At 72.6% G+C, this 15395-nt stretch carries 14 protein-coding genes; 9 read left to right on the top strand and 5 right to left on the bottom strand.

Going from position 1 to position 15395, the window contains the following annotated elements; translation table 11 throughout:
• Positions 1–24 precede the first annotated feature (24 nt).
• Positions 25–489, bottom strand: a complete 465-nt coding sequence (gene dut / locus PSEJ35_RS0114595; protein WP_028918424.1) for a dUTP diphosphatase — start codon at positions 487–489, stop codon at positions 25–27.
• The gene (gene coaBC, locus PSEJ35_RS0114590; RefSeq protein WP_028918423.1) at positions 486–1736 is read right to left on the bottom strand and encodes a bifunctional phosphopantothenoylcysteine decarboxylase/phosphopantothenate--cysteine ligase CoaBC; all 1251 of its coding nucleotides are present in this window, start codon (positions 1734–1736) and stop codon (positions 486–488) included. Before coaBC ends, dut begins: the two co-directional genes overlap by 4 nt.
• A gap of 96 nt (positions 1737–1832) precedes the next feature.
• Here coaBC and radC point away from each other — a divergent pair, with 96 nt between their 5' ends.
• The 4 genes from radC (at position 1833) to PSEJ35_RS0114570 (ending at position 6175) form a co-directional block, all read left to right on the top strand.
• A complete protein-coding gene (radC, locus tag PSEJ35_RS0114585; RefSeq protein ID WP_028918422.1) occupies positions 1833–2507 on the top strand; it encodes a DNA repair protein RadC in 675 nt (224 codons plus the stop codon).
• Positions 2508–2730: 223 nt separating this feature from the next.
• Positions 2731–4419: an arginine--tRNA ligase gene (argS, locus tag PSEJ35_RS0114580; RefSeq protein WP_028918421.1), complete on the top strand. Its 1689-nt coding sequence runs from the start codon at positions 2731–2733 to the stop codon at positions 4417–4419.
• 30 nt (positions 4420–4449) lie between these two features.
• Positions 4450–5208, top strand: a complete 759-nt coding sequence (locus PSEJ35_RS0114575; RefSeq protein WP_028918420.1) for an SPOR domain-containing protein — start codon at positions 4450–4452, stop codon at positions 5206–5208.
• A gap of 217 nt (positions 5209–5425) precedes the next feature.
• The gene (locus PSEJ35_RS0114570) at positions 5426–6175 is read left to right on the top strand and encodes an SDR family NAD(P)-dependent oxidoreductase (RefSeq protein ID WP_028918419.1); all 750 of its coding nucleotides are present in this window, start codon (positions 5426–5428) and stop codon (positions 6173–6175) included.
• Here PSEJ35_RS0114570 and PSEJ35_RS16420 read toward each other — a convergent pair.
• The gene (locus tag PSEJ35_RS16420) at positions 6126–6893 is read right to left on the bottom strand and encodes a MarC family NAAT transporter (protein ID WP_304412589.1); all 768 of its coding nucleotides are present in this window, start codon (positions 6891–6893) and stop codon (positions 6126–6128) included. The genes PSEJ35_RS0114570 and PSEJ35_RS16420 overlap by 50 nt on opposite strands.
• A gap of 69 nt (positions 6894–6962) precedes the next feature.
• The gene (gene speA / locus PSEJ35_RS0114560) at positions 6963–8855 is read right to left on the bottom strand and encodes an arginine decarboxylase (RefSeq protein WP_028918418.1); all 1893 of its coding nucleotides are present in this window, start codon (positions 8853–8855) and stop codon (positions 6963–6965) included.
• Between the two features lie 149 nt (positions 8856–9004).
• Here speA and speE point away from each other — a divergent pair, with 149 nt between their 5' ends.
• The gene (speE, locus tag PSEJ35_RS0114555) at positions 9005–9859 is read left to right on the top strand and encodes a polyamine aminopropyltransferase (protein ID WP_028918417.1); all 855 of its coding nucleotides are present in this window, start codon (positions 9005–9007) and stop codon (positions 9857–9859) included.
• Positions 9860–10062: 203 nt separating this feature from the next.
• Positions 10063–10713, top strand: a complete 651-nt coding sequence (locus tag PSEJ35_RS0114550) for a phosphotransferase (protein WP_028918416.1) — start codon at positions 10063–10065, stop codon at positions 10711–10713.
• A gap of 56 nt (positions 10714–10769) precedes the next feature.
• On the opposite strand, the gene PSEJ35_RS0114545 is transcribed toward PSEJ35_RS0114550, so the two are convergent.
• Positions 10770–11108 carry a P-II family nitrogen regulator gene (locus tag PSEJ35_RS0114545; protein ID WP_037083487.1) on the bottom strand — a complete coding sequence of 113 codons (339 nt, stop codon included), beginning with the start codon at positions 11106–11108 and terminating at the stop codon, positions 10770–10772.
• Positions 11109–11299: 191 nt separating this feature from the next.
• Between PSEJ35_RS0114545 and PSEJ35_RS0114540 the strand changes: the two genes are divergently transcribed.
• The 3 genes from PSEJ35_RS0114540 to PSEJ35_RS0114530 all read left to right on the top strand — a co-directional run bounded on the left by PSEJ35_RS0114540 (position 11300) and on the right by PSEJ35_RS0114530 (position 15324).
• Positions 11300–11578: an accessory factor UbiK family protein gene (locus PSEJ35_RS0114540; protein WP_024868901.1), complete on the top strand. Its 279-nt coding sequence runs from the start codon at positions 11300–11302 to the stop codon at positions 11576–11578.
• Positions 11579–11585: 7 nt separating this feature from the next.
• Positions 11586–13106, top strand: coding sequence for a YifB family Mg chelatase-like AAA ATPase (locus PSEJ35_RS0114535; protein ID WP_028918414.1), 1521 nt, complete (start codon positions 11586–11588; stop codon positions 13104–13106).
• Between the two features lie 139 nt (positions 13107–13245).
• Positions 13246–15324, top strand: a complete 2079-nt coding sequence (locus PSEJ35_RS0114530) for a S9 family peptidase (protein WP_028918413.1) — start codon at positions 13246–13248, stop codon at positions 15322–15324.
• Positions 15325–15395 lie beyond the last annotated feature (71 nt).

Raw genomic sequence — 15395 nt, 5'->3', positions numbered from 1 at the left:
GCCCATCGTCTCCAGTTCCCCCTGTCAACGTACTCCGGTGTGGCCGAACCCCCCTTCGCCGCGCGCGGAGCCGGCGAAGCTTTCGACCACCTTCAGTTTTGCCCGCACGATCGGTGCCAGGACCAGCTGGGCGATGCGGTCGCCCGGGCGGATCCGGAACGCCTCGCGGCCTCGGTTCCACACGCTGATCAGCAGCGGCCCCTGGTAATCGGCGTCGATCAGGCCGGTGCCGTTGCCCAGCACGATGCCGTGGCGGTGGCCCAGGCCCGAACGCGGCAGCACCAGCGCGCACAGCCCCGGGTCGGCGACGTGGATCGACAGGCCGCTGGGGACGAGCTCGGCGTCGCCCGGCTGCAGCACCAGCTCGCCTGCGATCGCCGCGCGCAGGTCCATGCCGGCGCTGGCGGCGGTCGCGTACTCGGGCAGCGGCCACTCCGCGCCGAAACGCGGGTCGAGCACGCGCACTTCCAGTTCGTGGACCCGGCTCATCGCGCGTCCGCCCGCAGCCGCTCGGCGACCAGCTCGACCAGGCCATCGGCCAGGCGCAGCTTCGGCGCCGGCGGGAAATCGCGCTCGCCGCCGGGCCAGTACGCGGTCATGGCGTTGTCGTCGCTCTCGAAACCGGTGCCGGGCACGCCGACGCGGTTGGCGACGATCAGGTCCAGGCGCTTGGCCTCCAGCTTCTGCCGCGCGTAGTCGGCCACGTTGTGGGTTTCGGCGGCGAACCCCACCACCAGCTTCAGCCCGGCGTCCTCCCGGCTGGCGACCTCGGCAAGGATGTCCGGCGTGCGCACCAGGTCCAGGGCGAGGGTTTCGCCGGTGCCGGTCTTCTTGATCTTTTTCGGCGAGAACGCGCGCGGGGTGTAGTCGGCCACCGCGGCGGCGCCGATGTAGACGTCCGCCGGCAGCGCCGCGTCGACCGCGTCGCGCATCTGCGCGGCCGAGCGCACGTCGACCCGCTGCACGCCCGGCGGCGTGTCCAGCTGCACCGGCCCGGCGACCAGCACCACCTCGGCGCCGGCGCGCGCGGCGCTGGCGGCGACGGCGAAGCCCATCTTGCCGCTGCTGCGGTTACCCAGGTAGCGGACCGGGTCGAGGTCCTCGTAGGTCGGGCCGGCGGTGACCACCACACGCAGGCCCTGCAACGCGCCCGGCGCGGCCGGGGTCGCCGCGGGCGGGGCGACGCCGGCCAGCTCGGCGACGATGGCGTCCGGCTCGCGCAGGCGGCCCGGTCCGGATTCGCCTTCGGCCAGCGGGCCGTCGTCCGGGCCGATCACCTGCACGCCGCGCGAGCGCAGCAGCCCGACGTTGGCGACGGTGGCCGGGTGCTTCCACATGCGGTGGTTCATCGCCGGGGCGACCGCCAGCGGCGCCTCGGTGGCCAGGCACAGGGTGGTGACCAGGTCGTCGGCCATGCCGTGGGCCAGGCGCGCGAGCAGGTCGGCGGTGGCCGGGGCGACGACCACGCGGTCGGCCCAGTGCGCCAGTTCCAGGTGGCCCATCGCCTGCTCGGCGGCGCTGTCCCACAGCGTGGTGCGCGCCGGATAGCCGGACAGGGCCTGGAAGCTGAGCGGGGTGACGAACTGCTGCGCGCCGGCGGTCATCGCCACCTGCACGTCCGCGCCGGCATCGCGCAGGCGACGCACGAGCTCCAGCGCCTTGTAGGCGGCAATCCCGCCCCCGACGCACAGCAGGATCCGCTGCCCGGCAAGCGGGCGGTTGGCGGTGACACTCACGCGGGCGTTTTCCTACGCTGAACAGGGTGTCCAGCTTACTCCAAGCGCCGGCAGCGGCCGATCCCGCGCGTCGCCGCCGGACGGCACAGTGGCCGCATGCGCATCCGCGACTGGCCCAGCGACGAACGCCCCCGGGAAAGGCTGCTGGCCCGCGGCCCGGCCGGGCTGTCGGACGCCGAACTGCTCGCCATCTTCCTCGGCTCCGGCCTGCACGGCCGCGACGCGGTGCAGACCGCCCGCGAGCTGCTGGCCAGCCACGGGCCGCTGCGCGCCCTGCTGGACCGGCCGCCGGCCGGGCTGGCGCGGCTGCCCGGGCTGGGTCCGGCCCGGGCCTGCCAGCTGGCGGCGGCGCTGGAGCTGGGCAACCGCCACCTGGCGGCGGCACTGGAGCGCGGCGAGGCGCTGACCGACCCGGCCGCCGCCGGCCGCTACTTCGCCCGGCGCCTGCGCAGCCGCCCGCACGAGGTGTTCGCGGTGCTGTTCCTGGACACCCGGCACCGGGCGCTGGCCTTCGAGGAGCTGTTCCACGGCACCATCGACGGCGCCGAGGTGCATCCGCGCGAGGTCGTGCGGCGGGCGCTGGCGCACAATGCCGCGGCGGTGATCGTCGGCCACAACCACCCCTCCGGCTGCAGCGACCCGTCGGCGGCCGACCGTGCGGTGACCGCGCGGCTGAAGCAGGCGCTGGGCCTGGTGGAGATCCGGCTGCTGGACCACTTCGTGGTCGGCGATGGCGAGCCGGTGTCGATGGCCGCGCGGGGACTGGTCTGAGCCGGCGCCGCGGCGGGGGCGGTCTCCGGGCCGCCTCCCCCGCCGCGGCGGCCGGCACCGTCGTAGAGCGGGGCTTGCCCCGCTGCTCCTCATCCGCCCGGGGACACCAGGCGGGGGAGTCGGGCAAGCCCGACTCTACGGCGCCCCGCCCCGCCCCGCCGCCCGCCCCGGTCCGGCAGAGCGGGTAAAATGCCCGGCCAGACCGCATGAAACCGTCCCCCGAGTGAAGATCCTTCTCAGCGCCCTGGTTTCCCAGGGCATCGAAGCGCTGCGCGCTGCCGGCACCCTGCCCGCCGACGCGCCCACCCCCGACTTCGTCATCGAGCGGCCCAAGACCCGCGAGCACGGCGACTTCGCCACCAACGCGGCGATGCTGCTGGCCAAGGCCGCGCGCACCAGTCCGCGCGCGCTGGCGCAGGCGCTGGTCGCCGCGCTGCCGGCCAGCGACGACGTCGCCCGGGTCGAGATCGCCGGGCCGGGCTTCATCAACTTCCACCTCAGCCCCGGCGCCTGGCAGCGCGAGGTCGCCGCCGCCCTGCGCCACGGCGCCGAGTACGGCCGCAACACCTCCGGCCAGGGCCGCACCGCCGGCGTGGAGTACGTCTCGGCCAACCCGACCGGCCCGCTGCACGTCGGCCACGGCCGCGCCGCGGCGATCGGCGACTGCATCGCCCGCGTGCTCGACGCCAACGGCTGGAAGGTCAAGCGCGAGTTCTACTACAACGACGCCGGCGTGCAGATCGAGAACCTGGCCCGCTCGGTGCAGGCGCGCCTGCGCGGGTCCAGGCCCGGCGACGCCGACTGGCCGGCGGAGGCCTACAACGGCGACTACATCCAGGACGTGGCCGACGCCTACCTGCGCGGCGACACCGTGGAGATCGAGGGCCACGCGGTCACCGGCAGCGGCGACGTGGAGGACATCGAGGCGATCCGCCGCTTCGCCGTGGCCTACCTGCGCAACGAGCAGAACCAGGACCTGGCCGCGTTCGGCGTCGACTTCGACATCTACTTCCTGGAGAGCTCGCTGTATCGCGACGGCAAGGTCGAGGAGACCGTGCGCGAGCTGACCGCGAAGGGCCATACGTACGAGGAAGGCGGCGCGCTGTGGCTGCGCACCACCGAGTTCGGCGACGACAAGGACCGGGTGATGCGCAAGTCCGACGGCACCTACACGTACTTCGTGCCGGACGTGGCCTACCACCTGAGCAAGTGGCAGCGCGGCTACGAGCGCGCGATCACCGAGCTGGGCGCCGACCACCACGGTTCGCTGGCGCGCGTGCGCGCCGGCCTGCAGGCGCTGGACGTGGGCATCCCCAAGGGCTGGCCGGAATACGTGCTGCACCAGATGGTCACGGTGATGCGTGGCGGCGAGGAAGTGAAGCTGTCCAAGCGCGCCGGCTCCTACCTGACCCTGCGCGACCTGATCGAGGAAGCCGGGCGCGACGCGACCCGCTGGTTCCTGATCGCGCGCAAGCCCGATTCGCAGCTGGTGTTCGACATCGACCTGGCGCGCCAGCAGAGCAACGACAACCCGGTGTTCTACGTGCAGTACGCCCACGCCCGCGTGTGCGCGCTGCTGCGTCAGGCCGCCGAGAAGGGCTACGCCTGGGACCAGGCCAACGCCCTGGCGCAGCTGGCGAAGCTGGACGACGAAGGCTCGCTGGCGCTGATGATCGAGCTGTCGCGCTATCCGGAAGTGGTCGAGGCAGCGGGCCAGTCGCTGGAACCGCACCTGGTCGCCCAGTACCTGCGCGAACTGGCCTATGCTTTCCACACCTGGTACGCGAACACCCCCGTGCTGGTGGAGGACGCCGACCTGCGCGACGCGCGCCTGGCGCTGGCGCTGGCCGTGCGGCAGGGCCTGGCGAACGGCCTCGGCCTCCTCGGCGTCAGCGCGCCGGAGCGGATGTAAGCGGTCGGGCAGCAAGCGGAGAACGATGTAATGGCGGCAAGACGTGGCAGGAGCCAGGCGAAGCGCAACGGCGGCAATGGCGGCCGTCCGGCCTGGGTCTGGCTGGTGGTCGGCCTGGCGATCGGCGCGGTGGTGGTGCTGGCCGTGCCGGGCCTGCTGAAGAAGGACGGCGACGGCTTCGCCCGGTTCGGTCCGAAGGCCAATCCCGACGCGCAGCCGGCGCCGATCGCCGATCCGGACGCGATCGCCGACACGCCCGCGCTGCCGGAACCGGCGCCCGTCGAGACCGCGCCGCAGTACGACTTCTACACCGTGCTGCCCGGCAACGAGGTGCGCATGTCCGACGCCGAGCTGGCCGCCAGCGCGCGCGAGGAAGAGGCGCGCCGCCAGCAGGCCGAGGCGCGCCGCGCGCGCGACGCGCTGGAAGGCCGCACGCCCGCGCCGCCGGTGGCCACCCCGGCGCCGGAGGCCGCCGCTGCGGCCACCGCGCCTGCCGCGGGGGCCACGCCCGCGACCAACACCGTCGCCGCGGCCGCGGCGCCGGCCAAGGCCGACGGCGCACGCTACATCCTGCAGGCCGGCGCCTTCGGCAGCTCCGGCGACGCGGAGGAAGTGAAGGCCCGCATCGCGATGATCGGCCTGGGCGCGCGCGTGGAGACCGGCCAGGCCAACGGCCGTACCGTCTACCGCGTGCGCATGGGGCCGTACGCCACCGCCAGCGAACTGGCCGAGGCCAAGCAGAAGCTCGCCGACAGCGGGCTGCCGGCGATGGCGATCCGCGCGCAGTAACTCCGCCGGCGGCGGAGTTACCCAAGGTTTGCCTTGCAAACCTTGGGCCCCGTGGCGTTACACCCACAACCCCTGCGCCGGCCGGCGCGCCCCCCTTGACTCAAGGGGGCCACCCCGTGTGACAGCACATCGGCGGGCGGGACCTGGCACGCAGCTGTTGGGCCCTCGTGCCGTGATGGTGCGAAAATCGGCAGGCTTCATCCACGAGGAATCCATGATGTCCAAGACCGCCTTCATCACCGGCGCCACCTCCGGCTTCGGACTGGCTGCCGCCCGCCGTTTCGTCGCTGCCGGCTGGAAGGTGGTGGCCACCGGCCGCCGCGAAAGCCGCCTGCAGGCGCTGGTGGATGGACTGGGCGCGGCGAACGTGCATCCGGCCTGCTTCGACCTGCGCGACGCGGCGGCGATGGATGCGGCACTGTCGGCGCTGCCGGCGGAGTTCGCCGGGATCGACGTGCTGGTCAACAACGCCGGCCTGGCGCTGGGCACCGCCCCGGCGCAGCAGGCCAGCCTCGAGGACTGGCGCACGATGATCGACACCAACGTCACCGCGCTGGTCACCCTCACCCACCGGCTGCTGCCGCAGCTGGTCGAACGCAAGGGCGCGATCATCAACGTCAGCTCGGTGGCCGGCGTGTATCCGTATCCGGGCGGCAACGTGTATGGCGGCACCAAGGCCTTCGTCAGCCAGTTCTCGCTGAACCTGCGCTCGGACCTGCACGGCACCGGCGTGCGCGTGACCGCGATCGAGCCGGGCATGGCCGAGACCGAGTTCACCCTGGTCCGCACCCACGGCAACCAGGCCGCCTCGGATGCGTTGTACAAGGGCGCCCAGCCGATGACCGCCGAGGACATCGCCGAGCAGATCCTCTACGTCGCCACCCTGCCGCCGCACCTCAACATCAACCGGCTGGAGATCATGCCGGTGACGCAGAGCTTCGCCGGCTTCCAGGTGTTCCGCGGCTGAGCCGCCACCGCGGGGCGGCGCGTGCCGCCCCGTTGCGGCTCACGCCAGCCGCGCCTGCAGTTCGGCGGCGATCTCGTAGATGCCGTTGACCACGAACTGCACGCCGATGCAGACCAGCAGGAAGCCCATCAGCCGGGGAGAACGCCTCCACGCCGCTGTTGCCGAGCACGCGCATGATCCGCGTGGCGCTGCGCAGGCACAGCAGCAGGATCAGGCTGGCCAGGGCGATCACCAGCGGCGGTGCGGCCAGCATCACCCACTCTGCGTAGGGGCGCTCGTCGCGCACCGAAGCGGCGATGCTGATGATCAGCGCGATCGTGCCCGGCCCGGCGGTGCTGGGCATCGCCAGCGGGATGAAGGCGATGTCCTCGGTACGGTGCTGGCGCAGTTCCTCGCTGCGCCGCTCCACCTCCGGGCTCTCGTCCAGCCGCTGCTCCGGGAACAGCATGCGGAAGCCGATGAACGAGACGATCAGCCCGCCGGCGATGCGCAGGCCGGTGATCGAGATGCCGAACACGTTCATCACCAGCTGGCCGCCGTAGTAGGCGACGGCCATGATCACGAACACGTAGAGCGAGGCGCGTAGCGCCTGGCGGTTGCGCTCGGCCTCGTCCATGCCGCGCGACAGCCCCATCATCAGGGCCACCGTGGTCAGCGGGTTGGCCAGCGGCAGGATCGTGGCCAGCCCGGTCGCGACGGCCTTCAGCAGGTCCAGCATCGGCCACCCCCGCTCATGGGACGGCCGCATCTTCACCCGATCGCGCGGCGCCTGCACGCCGCGCCGCGGTCAGGCCAGCGGCGCGTCGTCGGACAGGTAGGTGTAGCCGGTCAGGCCGGCTTCCAGCGCGGCGGCGATCGCCAGCGACTCGTCCTGCGGCAGGCGCGCGTCGTGCACGCGCTGCGCGTAGGCCGCGCGCAGGTCGTCGAGGCGGTAGCCGACGTAGTCGAGCATCACGTCGGTGGTGTCGCCGCGGCGCTGCTGGGTCAGCTCGTAGCCGCCGTCGGCGGTCAGCCGCACCTCGACCGCGTCGGTGTCGCCGAACAGGTTGTGGATGTCGCCGAGGATCTCCTGGTAGGCACCGACCAGGAAGAACGCCAGCCGGTAGCTCTCGCCGTGGCGCACCGGGTGCAGCGGCAGCGAGGTGTCCAGGCCGCCGTTCTCGACGTAGGTCTTCACCGTGCCGTCGGAATCGCAGGTCATGTCGGCGATCACGCCGCGGCGGGTCGGCTCCTCGTCCAGGCGCTCGATCGGCACGATCGGGAACACCTGGTCGATCGCCCAGGCGTCGGGGATCGACTCGAACACGCTGAAGTTGACGAAGTACTTGTCGACCAGGCGGTCGTTGAGCTCGTCCAGCGCGGCGCGGTGGCTGCGCTCGGCGCCGTCCAGGCGCGCGCGCACGCCGTGGGCCACGGCGTAGAACAGGTCGTCCACGCGCGCGCGCTGCGGCAGGTCGATCTGGCCCAGCGCGTAGGCGGCCACGCCTTCGGCGTGGAAGTGCTGGGCCTCGTGGAACAGCTCCAGCGGCGGGCGCCGGTCCAGGTCGGCGTGCAGCTCGCGCAGGTGGCGGATCGCCGCCGGCTCGTCATCGTGGGCGTCCGGCACGCGGCCCTCCGGCGCCTTCTCCACCTCGGTGGTGTTGGCCACCAGCACCGCGTGGTGCGCGGTCATCGCGCGGCCGCACTCGGTGACGATGCGCGGCTGCGCCAGCCCGTGCTCGCTGCAGGCCTCGGCCAGCGGCTGCACGATGTTGGCCGCGTACTGGCCCAGCCCGTAGTTGATCGAGCAGTAGCTGCGCGAACGGGTGCCTTCGTAGTCGATGCCCAGGCCGCCGCCGACGTCCATGTAGCGGATCGTCGCGCCCAGCCGCGACAGCTCGGTGAAGTAGCGCACCGCCTCGCGCATGCCGTTGGCGATGTCGCGCACGTTGGAGATCTGCGAACCCATGTGGAAGTGCAGCAGCTGCAGGCAGTCGGCCATGCCGGTGTCGCGCAGCGACTTCCACAGGTCCAGCACCTGGCGTGGCGACAGGCCGAACTTGGCCTTGTCGCCGCCGCTGTTCTGCCACTTGCCGGCGCCCAGGCTGGCCAGGCGCATGCGCACGCCCAGCCCCGGGCGCACCTCCAGCGCGCGCGCCTCCTCCATCACCAGGGCCAGCTCGGAGGGCTTCTCGATGACGATGAAGGTCTCCAGGCCGAGCTTGCGTCCGATCAGGGCCAGGCGGATGTACTCGCGGTCCTTGTAGCCGTTGCACACGATCAGGCCGCCCGGGCGCGACAGCGCCAGCACCGCCATCAGCTCCGGCTTGCTGCCGGCCTCCAGGCCGAAGCCTTCGCCCTGGTGCGAGGCCAGGGTGCCGGCCACGCCGCGGTGCTGGTTGACCTTGATCGGGTATACGGCGGTGTAGCCGCCGGCATAGTCGGCCTCGGCCATGGCCTGGGCGAAGGCGTCCTGCAGCCGCGCCAGGCGGTCGCCGAGGATGTCCGGGAAGCGCAGCAGCAGCGGCAGCTGCATGCCGCGGGCGCGGGCCGCCTCCACCAGCGCCGGCAGCGGCAGCGCCGGGCCGCCTTCGCCGCGCGGCAGCACCTGCATGGCCCCGTCGGCCACGTCGAAATAGCCACCCGACCAGTGCGGGATGGACCAGGTCTTGCGGGCGTGGTCGACGGACCAGTCGCTCATCGGCATGCGGCTCGGGGCGGAAAAGGACGCGCATTCTAACCCTGCTGTTCAGAATGCTCCGTTACAATGCGCGGCCCCGCCGCCGGGCAACCCCGCGCCGGCCCGCCAGGCCGCCCGCCGCGCCGCCCACGATCCCCCACGAGGACGCCATGAGCACCCAGGACAACTGGTACATCGAGCATTTCGAGCCGACCGGATCGGCCATCGGCTACCGGATCGAGGCCAAGCTCGACGAGGTCCAGTCGCCGTTCCAGAAGATCGAGATCTACAAAACCACCGACTGGGGCAACCTGATGCTGATCGACGGCGCGGTGATGCTCACCAGCCGCGACAACTTCCTGTACCACGAGATGATCGCCCACCCGGTGCTGTTCACCCACGCCGCTCCGAAGCGCGTGGTGATCATCGGCGGCGGCGACTGCGGCACCCTGCGCGAGGTGCTCAAGCACCGGGGCGTGGAAAGCGCCACCCAGTGCGACATCGACGAGCAGGTCACCCGCATGGCCGAGAAGTACTTCCCGGAGCTGTGCGAATCCAACGGCGACCCGCGCGCCGAGCTGCTGTTCGACGACGGCGTGGCCTACATGGCCAACTGCCCGGCCGGCAGCGTGGACGTGGTGATCGTGGACTCCACCGACCCGGTCGGCCCGGCCGAAGGCCTGTTCAACAAGGACTTCTACGCCAGCTGCTTCCGCGCCCTGAAGGACGACGGCATCCTGGTCCAGCAGAGCGAGTCGCCGCTGGCCCAGCTGGAGCTGATCAAGGCCATGCGTGCCGAGATGGGCAAGGCCGGTTTCAGCACCTTCAAGACCCTGCCGTTCCCGCAGCCGTGCTACCCGACCGGCTGGTGGAGCGTGACCCTGGCGCGCAAGGGCCAGGGCTTCGATTTCCGCCAGGCCGACGCGGCCGCCAAGGGTTTCCCGACCCGCTACTACAGCGCGCACCTGCACCAGGGCGTGCTGGTCGCCCCCCCGTTCGTGGCCGAAGCCCTCGGCGAAGCCTGAACGGACGCCGACCGCCGGACCTCACCATGAGGTCCGGCACAGGCCGGAAACGGCCGAAAACCGCGTAATTAAGCCAGTGTTGCGGCACCGCAACGCAGTAATGAGCGGCACGCCGTTTATGCGGCCGTGCCGCCACCCCAGGCTTGCCAGACCACCCCAGCCGACCCCGTGTCTTCCCCCGGACGCGACGGGCCGCCATTTCCATGACCACCTTCCCCCTCGCCCTGCCCACGCTCCTTCCCCGCGCCCAACTGCTCAAGCGCGGCGAGCGCCTGCTCGAGCCGGACGTCTACGTGACCCGGCTCGACGACATGCCCGCCGTGGTGAAGGACTACAGTCGCTACCGGCGCACCCCGCTGGCGCCGCTGGCGCGCCTGCTGGTCCGCCGGGAGGCGCGGATCCTGCGCCGCCTGCGCGGCTGGGCCCATGCGCCGATGCTGCTGGGCATCGCCGGCGGCCTGGCCCTGACCATGGAGTTCGTGCCCGGCGAGCCGCTGGGCAGCGCCAACCAGGTCGACGACGAGGTGTTCCGCCGGCTGCGCGGCGCGGTGGCGCAGCTGCATGCCAGCGGCTACACCCACAACGACCTGCACCCGGCCAACGTGATGGTCAATGGCGACCGCGTCGTCCTGCTGGACTTCGCCTCGGCGCTGCGCACGCCGCGCTGGCTGCGCAACGCCCCGGTGCTGCGCGAGTTGCGCCGCAGCGACATCGCCAACGCGTTCCGCATCGAGCAGCGCCTGACCGGGCGCCAGCCGGGCGATTTCGTGTCGTCGGTGCTGGCCAAGCCGCGCTGGGTGACCGCCGTGCGCGAGGGCTGGAAGCGCTTCTACCGCGGCCTGCGCGGGCACTGAGCCCGCAGCGGTATCCGCCCGATGATGCTGGAGGCCGCCGCAGGGCGGCCTTCGCCTTACAGGGCGTCGGCGTCCAGTTCGCCGGTACGGATCCGGACCACCTGGCCCAGGTCGTAGACGAAGACCTTGCCGTCGCCGATCTTGCCGGTGCCGGCCGCGCGCACGATGGCTTCCACCACCGCCTCGACCTGGTCGTCGGTGACCGCGACCTCGACCTTCACCTTGGGCAGGAAATCGACCACGTACTCGGCGCCGCGGTACAGCTCGGTGTGGCCCTTCTGGCGGCCGAAACCCTTCACCTCGGTGACGGTGATACCGGCCACGCCCAGCCCCGACAGCGCCTCGCGCACGTCGTCGAGCTTGAACGGCTTGATCACGGCCATGACCATCTTCATCAGGCGACTCCGCTTGCAGGTGGGCAGGACAGGATAGCGCGACGCCTGCTTGCCACGCCCGGGCGCGGCGGTTTCCAATGCCCTGCCCCCGCGGCCCGGTTTTCGGAGTTTTCCGACGCTGGCCGGCGCCGCTTCCCGATCCCCACCGCCGCGCCGCCGGCGCACACTGGCATCCCCGCCGGAGGAACCCCATGATCAACCTCGAGCACATCGACGACCTCGCGCGCCGCCTCACCGACCTGGTCCCCCCGGGCCTGCGCCAGTCCGGCGAGGAGTTGCAGGCCAGCTTCCGCGCCGCGCTGCAGTCCGGCCTGGCCCGCCTGGACCTGGTCACCCGCGAGGAGTTCGACGTGCAGCGCGCGGTGCTGCTGCGCACCCGCGAGAAGCTCGAGGCGCTGGAGCGCCAGGTCGCCGAACTGGAGGCGCGCCTGGCCCCGTCCTCCGGCAACCCGGCCGACGGCAGCCGCTGAGCCGCCCATGGGCCTGGCGCTGGTGCACAGCCGTGCCCGCGCCGGGGTCCTCGCGCCGCCGGTCCAGGTGGAGGTCCACCTCTCCGGCGGCCTGCCCAGCACCCAGATCGTCGGCCTGCCCGCCGCGGCGGTGCGCGAATCGCGCGACCGCGTGCGCGCGGCCATCCTCTGCGCCCAGTTCGAATACCCGCAGCGGCGCATCACCATCAACCTGGCCCCCGCCGACCTGCCCAAGGACGGCGGCCGCTTCGACCTGCCGATCGCGCTGGGTATCCTCGCCGCCAGCGGCCAGATCGACCGCAACCGCCTGGCCGGCTGCGAATTCCTCGGCGAGCTGGGCCTGACCGGCGAACTGCGTCCGATCGACGGCGTGCTGCCGGCCGTGCTGGCCGCCGCCCGCGACGGCCGCCGCCTGGTGGTGCCGGCCGGCAGCGCCGCCGAGGCGGCACTGGCCCGCGAGGCGGAGGCCTACGTCGCCCGCACCCTGCTGGAAACCTGCGCCGGCCTGGATGGCCGCACCCCCCTGCCGCGCGCGGCCGAGGCCGGGGCCGGCCCGCTCGCGACCCTGCCGGTCCCCGACCTGGCCGATGTCCGCGGCCAGGCCCAGGCCCGGCGGGCGCTGGAGATCGCCGCCGCCGGCGCACACCACCTGCTGATGAGCGGGCCCCCGGGCTGCGGCAAGACCCTGCTGGCGTCGCGCCTGCCCGGCCTGCTGCCCGAGGCCAGCGAGGCCGAGGCGCTGGAGACGGCCGCGGTGCACTCGATCAGCGGCCGCGGCCTGGACCCGGCGCGGTGGCGGCAGCGGCCGTTCCGCGCGCCGCACCACGGCGCCAGCGCGGTAGCCCTGGCCGGCGGCGGCAGCCCGCCGCGGCCGGGCGAGATCTCGCTGGCGCACAACGGCGTGCTGTTCCTCGACGAACTGCCGGAATGGAGCCGGGCCGCGCTGGAAGTGCTGCGCGAGCCGCTGGAATCCGGCCGCGTCACCATCTCCCGCGCCGCGCGCAGCGCCGAGTTCCCGGCGCGCTTCCAGCTGGTGGCGGCGATGAACCCCTGCCCCTGCGGCTGGGCCGGCGACCCGTCCTCGCGCTGCCGCTGCACCCCGGACATGGTCCGCCGCTACCGGGGGCGGCTGTCCGGACCGCTGCTGGACCGTATCGACCTGCACCTGGCGATGGCGCGGCTGCCGCCGGCACTGCTGCGCGCCGACGCCCCGCCCGGCGAGTCCAGCGCCGCGGTGCGGGCACGGGTGGAAGCGGCGCGCGACCGCCAGCAGGCCCGCGGCGGTGTGCCCAACGCCCATCTCGATGCCGCCGGAGTGGCCACGGCCTGTCGCCTCGACGACGCCGGGCAGCAACTGCTCGACCAGGCCGCCGAACGCCTGCAGCTGACCGCGCGCAGCCTGCACCGGGTGCTGCGGGTGGCGCGGACCATCGCCGACCTGGACGCCAGCGACGGCATCGGCGCCGCGCACCTGGCCGAGGCGCTGGGCTACCGCACGCCGCTGGCGCCGCTGCCCGGCCAGGCCTGAGCCGGGCAGTGCCTGGCGCGACCGGGGGTTATCCCCCATCGGTCATGGTCATGGTTTAACGCGCAGGCAACCTCGCCCACGCCGCTTCCGCGCTAGCGTGTCCGCTCCGATGCCGCCGGCATCACCGGGGAGTCACCGCATGCGCCGCACCGCCCTGTTCGCCGTCTCCAGCCTCGCCCTCGCCCTGGCCGCCTGTACCGGCAAACAGGAGGAAGGCACCGCCGCCGCCACGCCCGAAACACCGAAGGAAGTCGAGCTGATCCCGCGCGATGCGCTGTTCGGCAATCCCGAGCGCGCGGCGGTGCAGATCAGCCCGGACGGCAAGTACCTCAGCTGGGTCGCGCCGGTCGACGGCGTGATGAACGTCTGGGTCGCGCCGGCGAACGATCCCTCCGCCGCGCGCGCGGTCACCGACGACAAGGCCCGCGGGATCCGCAACTACTTCTGGTCGTACCGCCCGGACACGCTGCTGTACCTGCGCGACACCGGCGGCGACGAGGACTTCCACCTCTACGCGGTGGACCTCGCCACCGGCCAGGCGCGCGACCTCACTCCGTTCGCGAAGACCACCGCGCAGGTCGTCGGCGTCAGCCCGACGCAGCCGGACAGCATCCTGGTCGGCATGAACGACCGCGACGCCAAGTGGCACGACCTGTACCGGGTCGACCTGGCCAGCGGCGACCGCACCCTGGTGGAGAAGAACACCCGGCAGATCGCCGGCTACATCGCCGACGGCGAGTACAACCTGCGTTTCGCCCAGCGCTCGCGCCCCGACGGCGGCCTCGACATCCTGCGCCGCGCCGGCGACGGCTGGGAGCAGGCCGACGACGTACCGTTCGAGGACGTGCTGACCACCAGCGTGCTGGGCCTGACCCACGATGGAAAGACGCTGTACCTGGCCGATTCGCGGAACCGCAATACCGCCGCGGTGTACGCGATCGATAGCGCCAGCGGCGAACGCAGGCTGCTGGCCGAGGACGCGCGCGCCGACATCGGCGGCGGCCTGGCCGATCCGCGCACCGGCGAGCTGCAGGCGGTGTCGGTGGACTACCTGCGCAACGAGTGGAAGCCTGTCGGCGACGCGCTGGCGGCCGACCTCAAGGTGCTCGAAGGCATCGGCCCGGGCGAGGTCGGCGTCAACGCGCGCACGCTCGACGACCGCACCTGGATCGTCACCTACTCGGCCGCCGAATCGCCGGTGGTGTACTACCGCTACGACCGCACGCCCGGCGCCGAAGGCAGGCTGACCAGGCTGTTCTCCGCGCGCCCGGCGCTGGACGGCAAGCCGCTGGTGCCGCAGTGGCCACTGGAGCTGAAGTCGCGCGACGGCCTGACCCTGCCCAGCTACCTGACCCTGCCGGCGCAGGCGGATCCCGACGGCGACGGCAAGGCCGACACGCCGGTGCCGCTGGTGCTGCTGGTGCATGGTGGACCGTGGGCGCGCGACGGCTACGGCTACAGCAGCTGGAACCAGTGGCTGGCCAACCGCGGCTACGCGGTGCTTTCGGTCAACTACCGCGGCTCCACCGGCTTCGGCAAGGAGTTCACCAACGCCGGCGACGGCGAGTGGGCCGGCAAGATGCACGACGACCTGGTCGACGCGGTGAACTGGGCGGTGGAGCAGCGCATCACCACCCCGGACAAGGTCGCGATCATGGGCGGCAGCTACGGCGGCTACGCCACGCTGGTCGGCCTGACCTTCACCCCGGACACCTTCGCCTGCGGCGTGGACATCGTCGGGCCGTCCAACCTCGCCACCCTGCTGTCGACGGTGCCGCCGTACTGGGCCAGCTTCTTCGAGCAGCTGGCGCGGCGCATGGGCGACCCGCGCACCGAGGAAGGCCGCAAGTGGCTGGAGGAACGCTCGCCGCTGACCCGCGCCGACCAGATCAGGAAGCCGCTGCTGATCGGCCAGGGCGCCAACGACCCTCGGGTGAAGCAGGCCGAGAGCGACCAGATCGTCGCGGCGATGCAGGCGAAGAACATCCCGGTCACCTACGTGCTGTTCCCCGACGAGGGCCACGGCTTCGCCCGTCCGGAAAACAACAAGGCCTTCAACGCGATCGCGGAGAACTTCCTGGCCAGGTGCCTGGGCGGCCGCGCGCAGCCGATCGGCGAGGACCTGGCCGGGTCCAGCGCCACCGCCCCGGTGGGCGCCGAGGGCGTGGACGGGCTGGCCGAGGCGCTGCAGGGCCACACGCCGAACGTACAGAAGTAAGGCAACCGCGGTTGGTTGGGGGGCGGGCGCCGGTAACGGCGCCCGTTTCTTTTTCCCGCGCGGCGCGTGCC

Origin of the sequence: Pseudoxanthomonas sp. J35 (assembly GCF_000513995.1) — a bacterium.
Classification (GTDB): domain Bacteria; phylum Pseudomonadota; class Gammaproteobacteria; order Xanthomonadales; family Xanthomonadaceae; genus Pseudoxanthomonas.
The sequence above is the reverse complement of the archived record's forward strand: the minus strand, read 5'-3'. Positions and strand labels throughout refer to the sequence as shown.

Coding starts and splice junctions, on each gene's coding strand:
- dut (WP_028918424.1), bottom strand. CDS start 489: ATGAGCCGGGTCCACGAACTGGAAGTGCGCGTGCTCGACCCGCGTTTC.
- radC (WP_028918422.1), top strand. CDS start 1,833: ATGCGCATCCGCGACTGGCCCAGCGACGAACGCCCCCGGGAAAGGCTG.
- PSEJ35_RS0114575 (WP_028918420.1), top strand. CDS start 4,450: ATGGCGGCAAGACGTGGCAGGAGCCAGGCGAAGCGCAACGGCGGCAAT.
- PSEJ35_RS0114570 (WP_028918419.1), top strand. CDS start 5,426: ATGTCCAAGACCGCCTTCATCACCGGCGCCACCTCCGGCTTCGGACTG.
- PSEJ35_RS16420 (WP_304412589.1), bottom strand. CDS start 6,893: ATGCTGGACCTGCTGAAGGCCGTCGCGACCGGGCTGGCCACGATCCTG.
- speA (WP_028918418.1), bottom strand. CDS start 8,855: ATGAGCGACTGGTCCGTCGACCACGCCCGCAAGACCTGGTCCATCCCG.
- speE (WP_028918417.1), top strand. CDS start 9,005: ATGAGCACCCAGGACAACTGGTACATCGAGCATTTCGAGCCGACCGGA.
- PSEJ35_RS0114550 (WP_028918416.1), top strand. CDS start 10,063: ATGACCACCTTCCCCCTCGCCCTGCCCACGCTCCTTCCCCGCGCCCAA.
- PSEJ35_RS0114545 (WP_037083487.1), bottom strand. CDS start 11,108: ATGAAGATGGTCATGGCCGTGATCAAGCCGTTCAAGCTCGACGACGTG.
- PSEJ35_RS0114540 (WP_024868901.1), top strand. CDS start 11,300: ATGATCAACCTCGAGCACATCGACGACCTCGCGCGCCGCCTCACCGAC.
- PSEJ35_RS0114535 (WP_028918414.1), top strand. CDS start 11,586: ATGGGCCTGGCGCTGGTGCACAGCCGTGCCCGCGCCGGGGTCCTCGCG.
- PSEJ35_RS0114530 (WP_028918413.1), top strand. CDS start 13,246: ATGCGCCGCACCGCCCTGTTCGCCGTCTCCAGCCTCGCCCTCGCCCTG.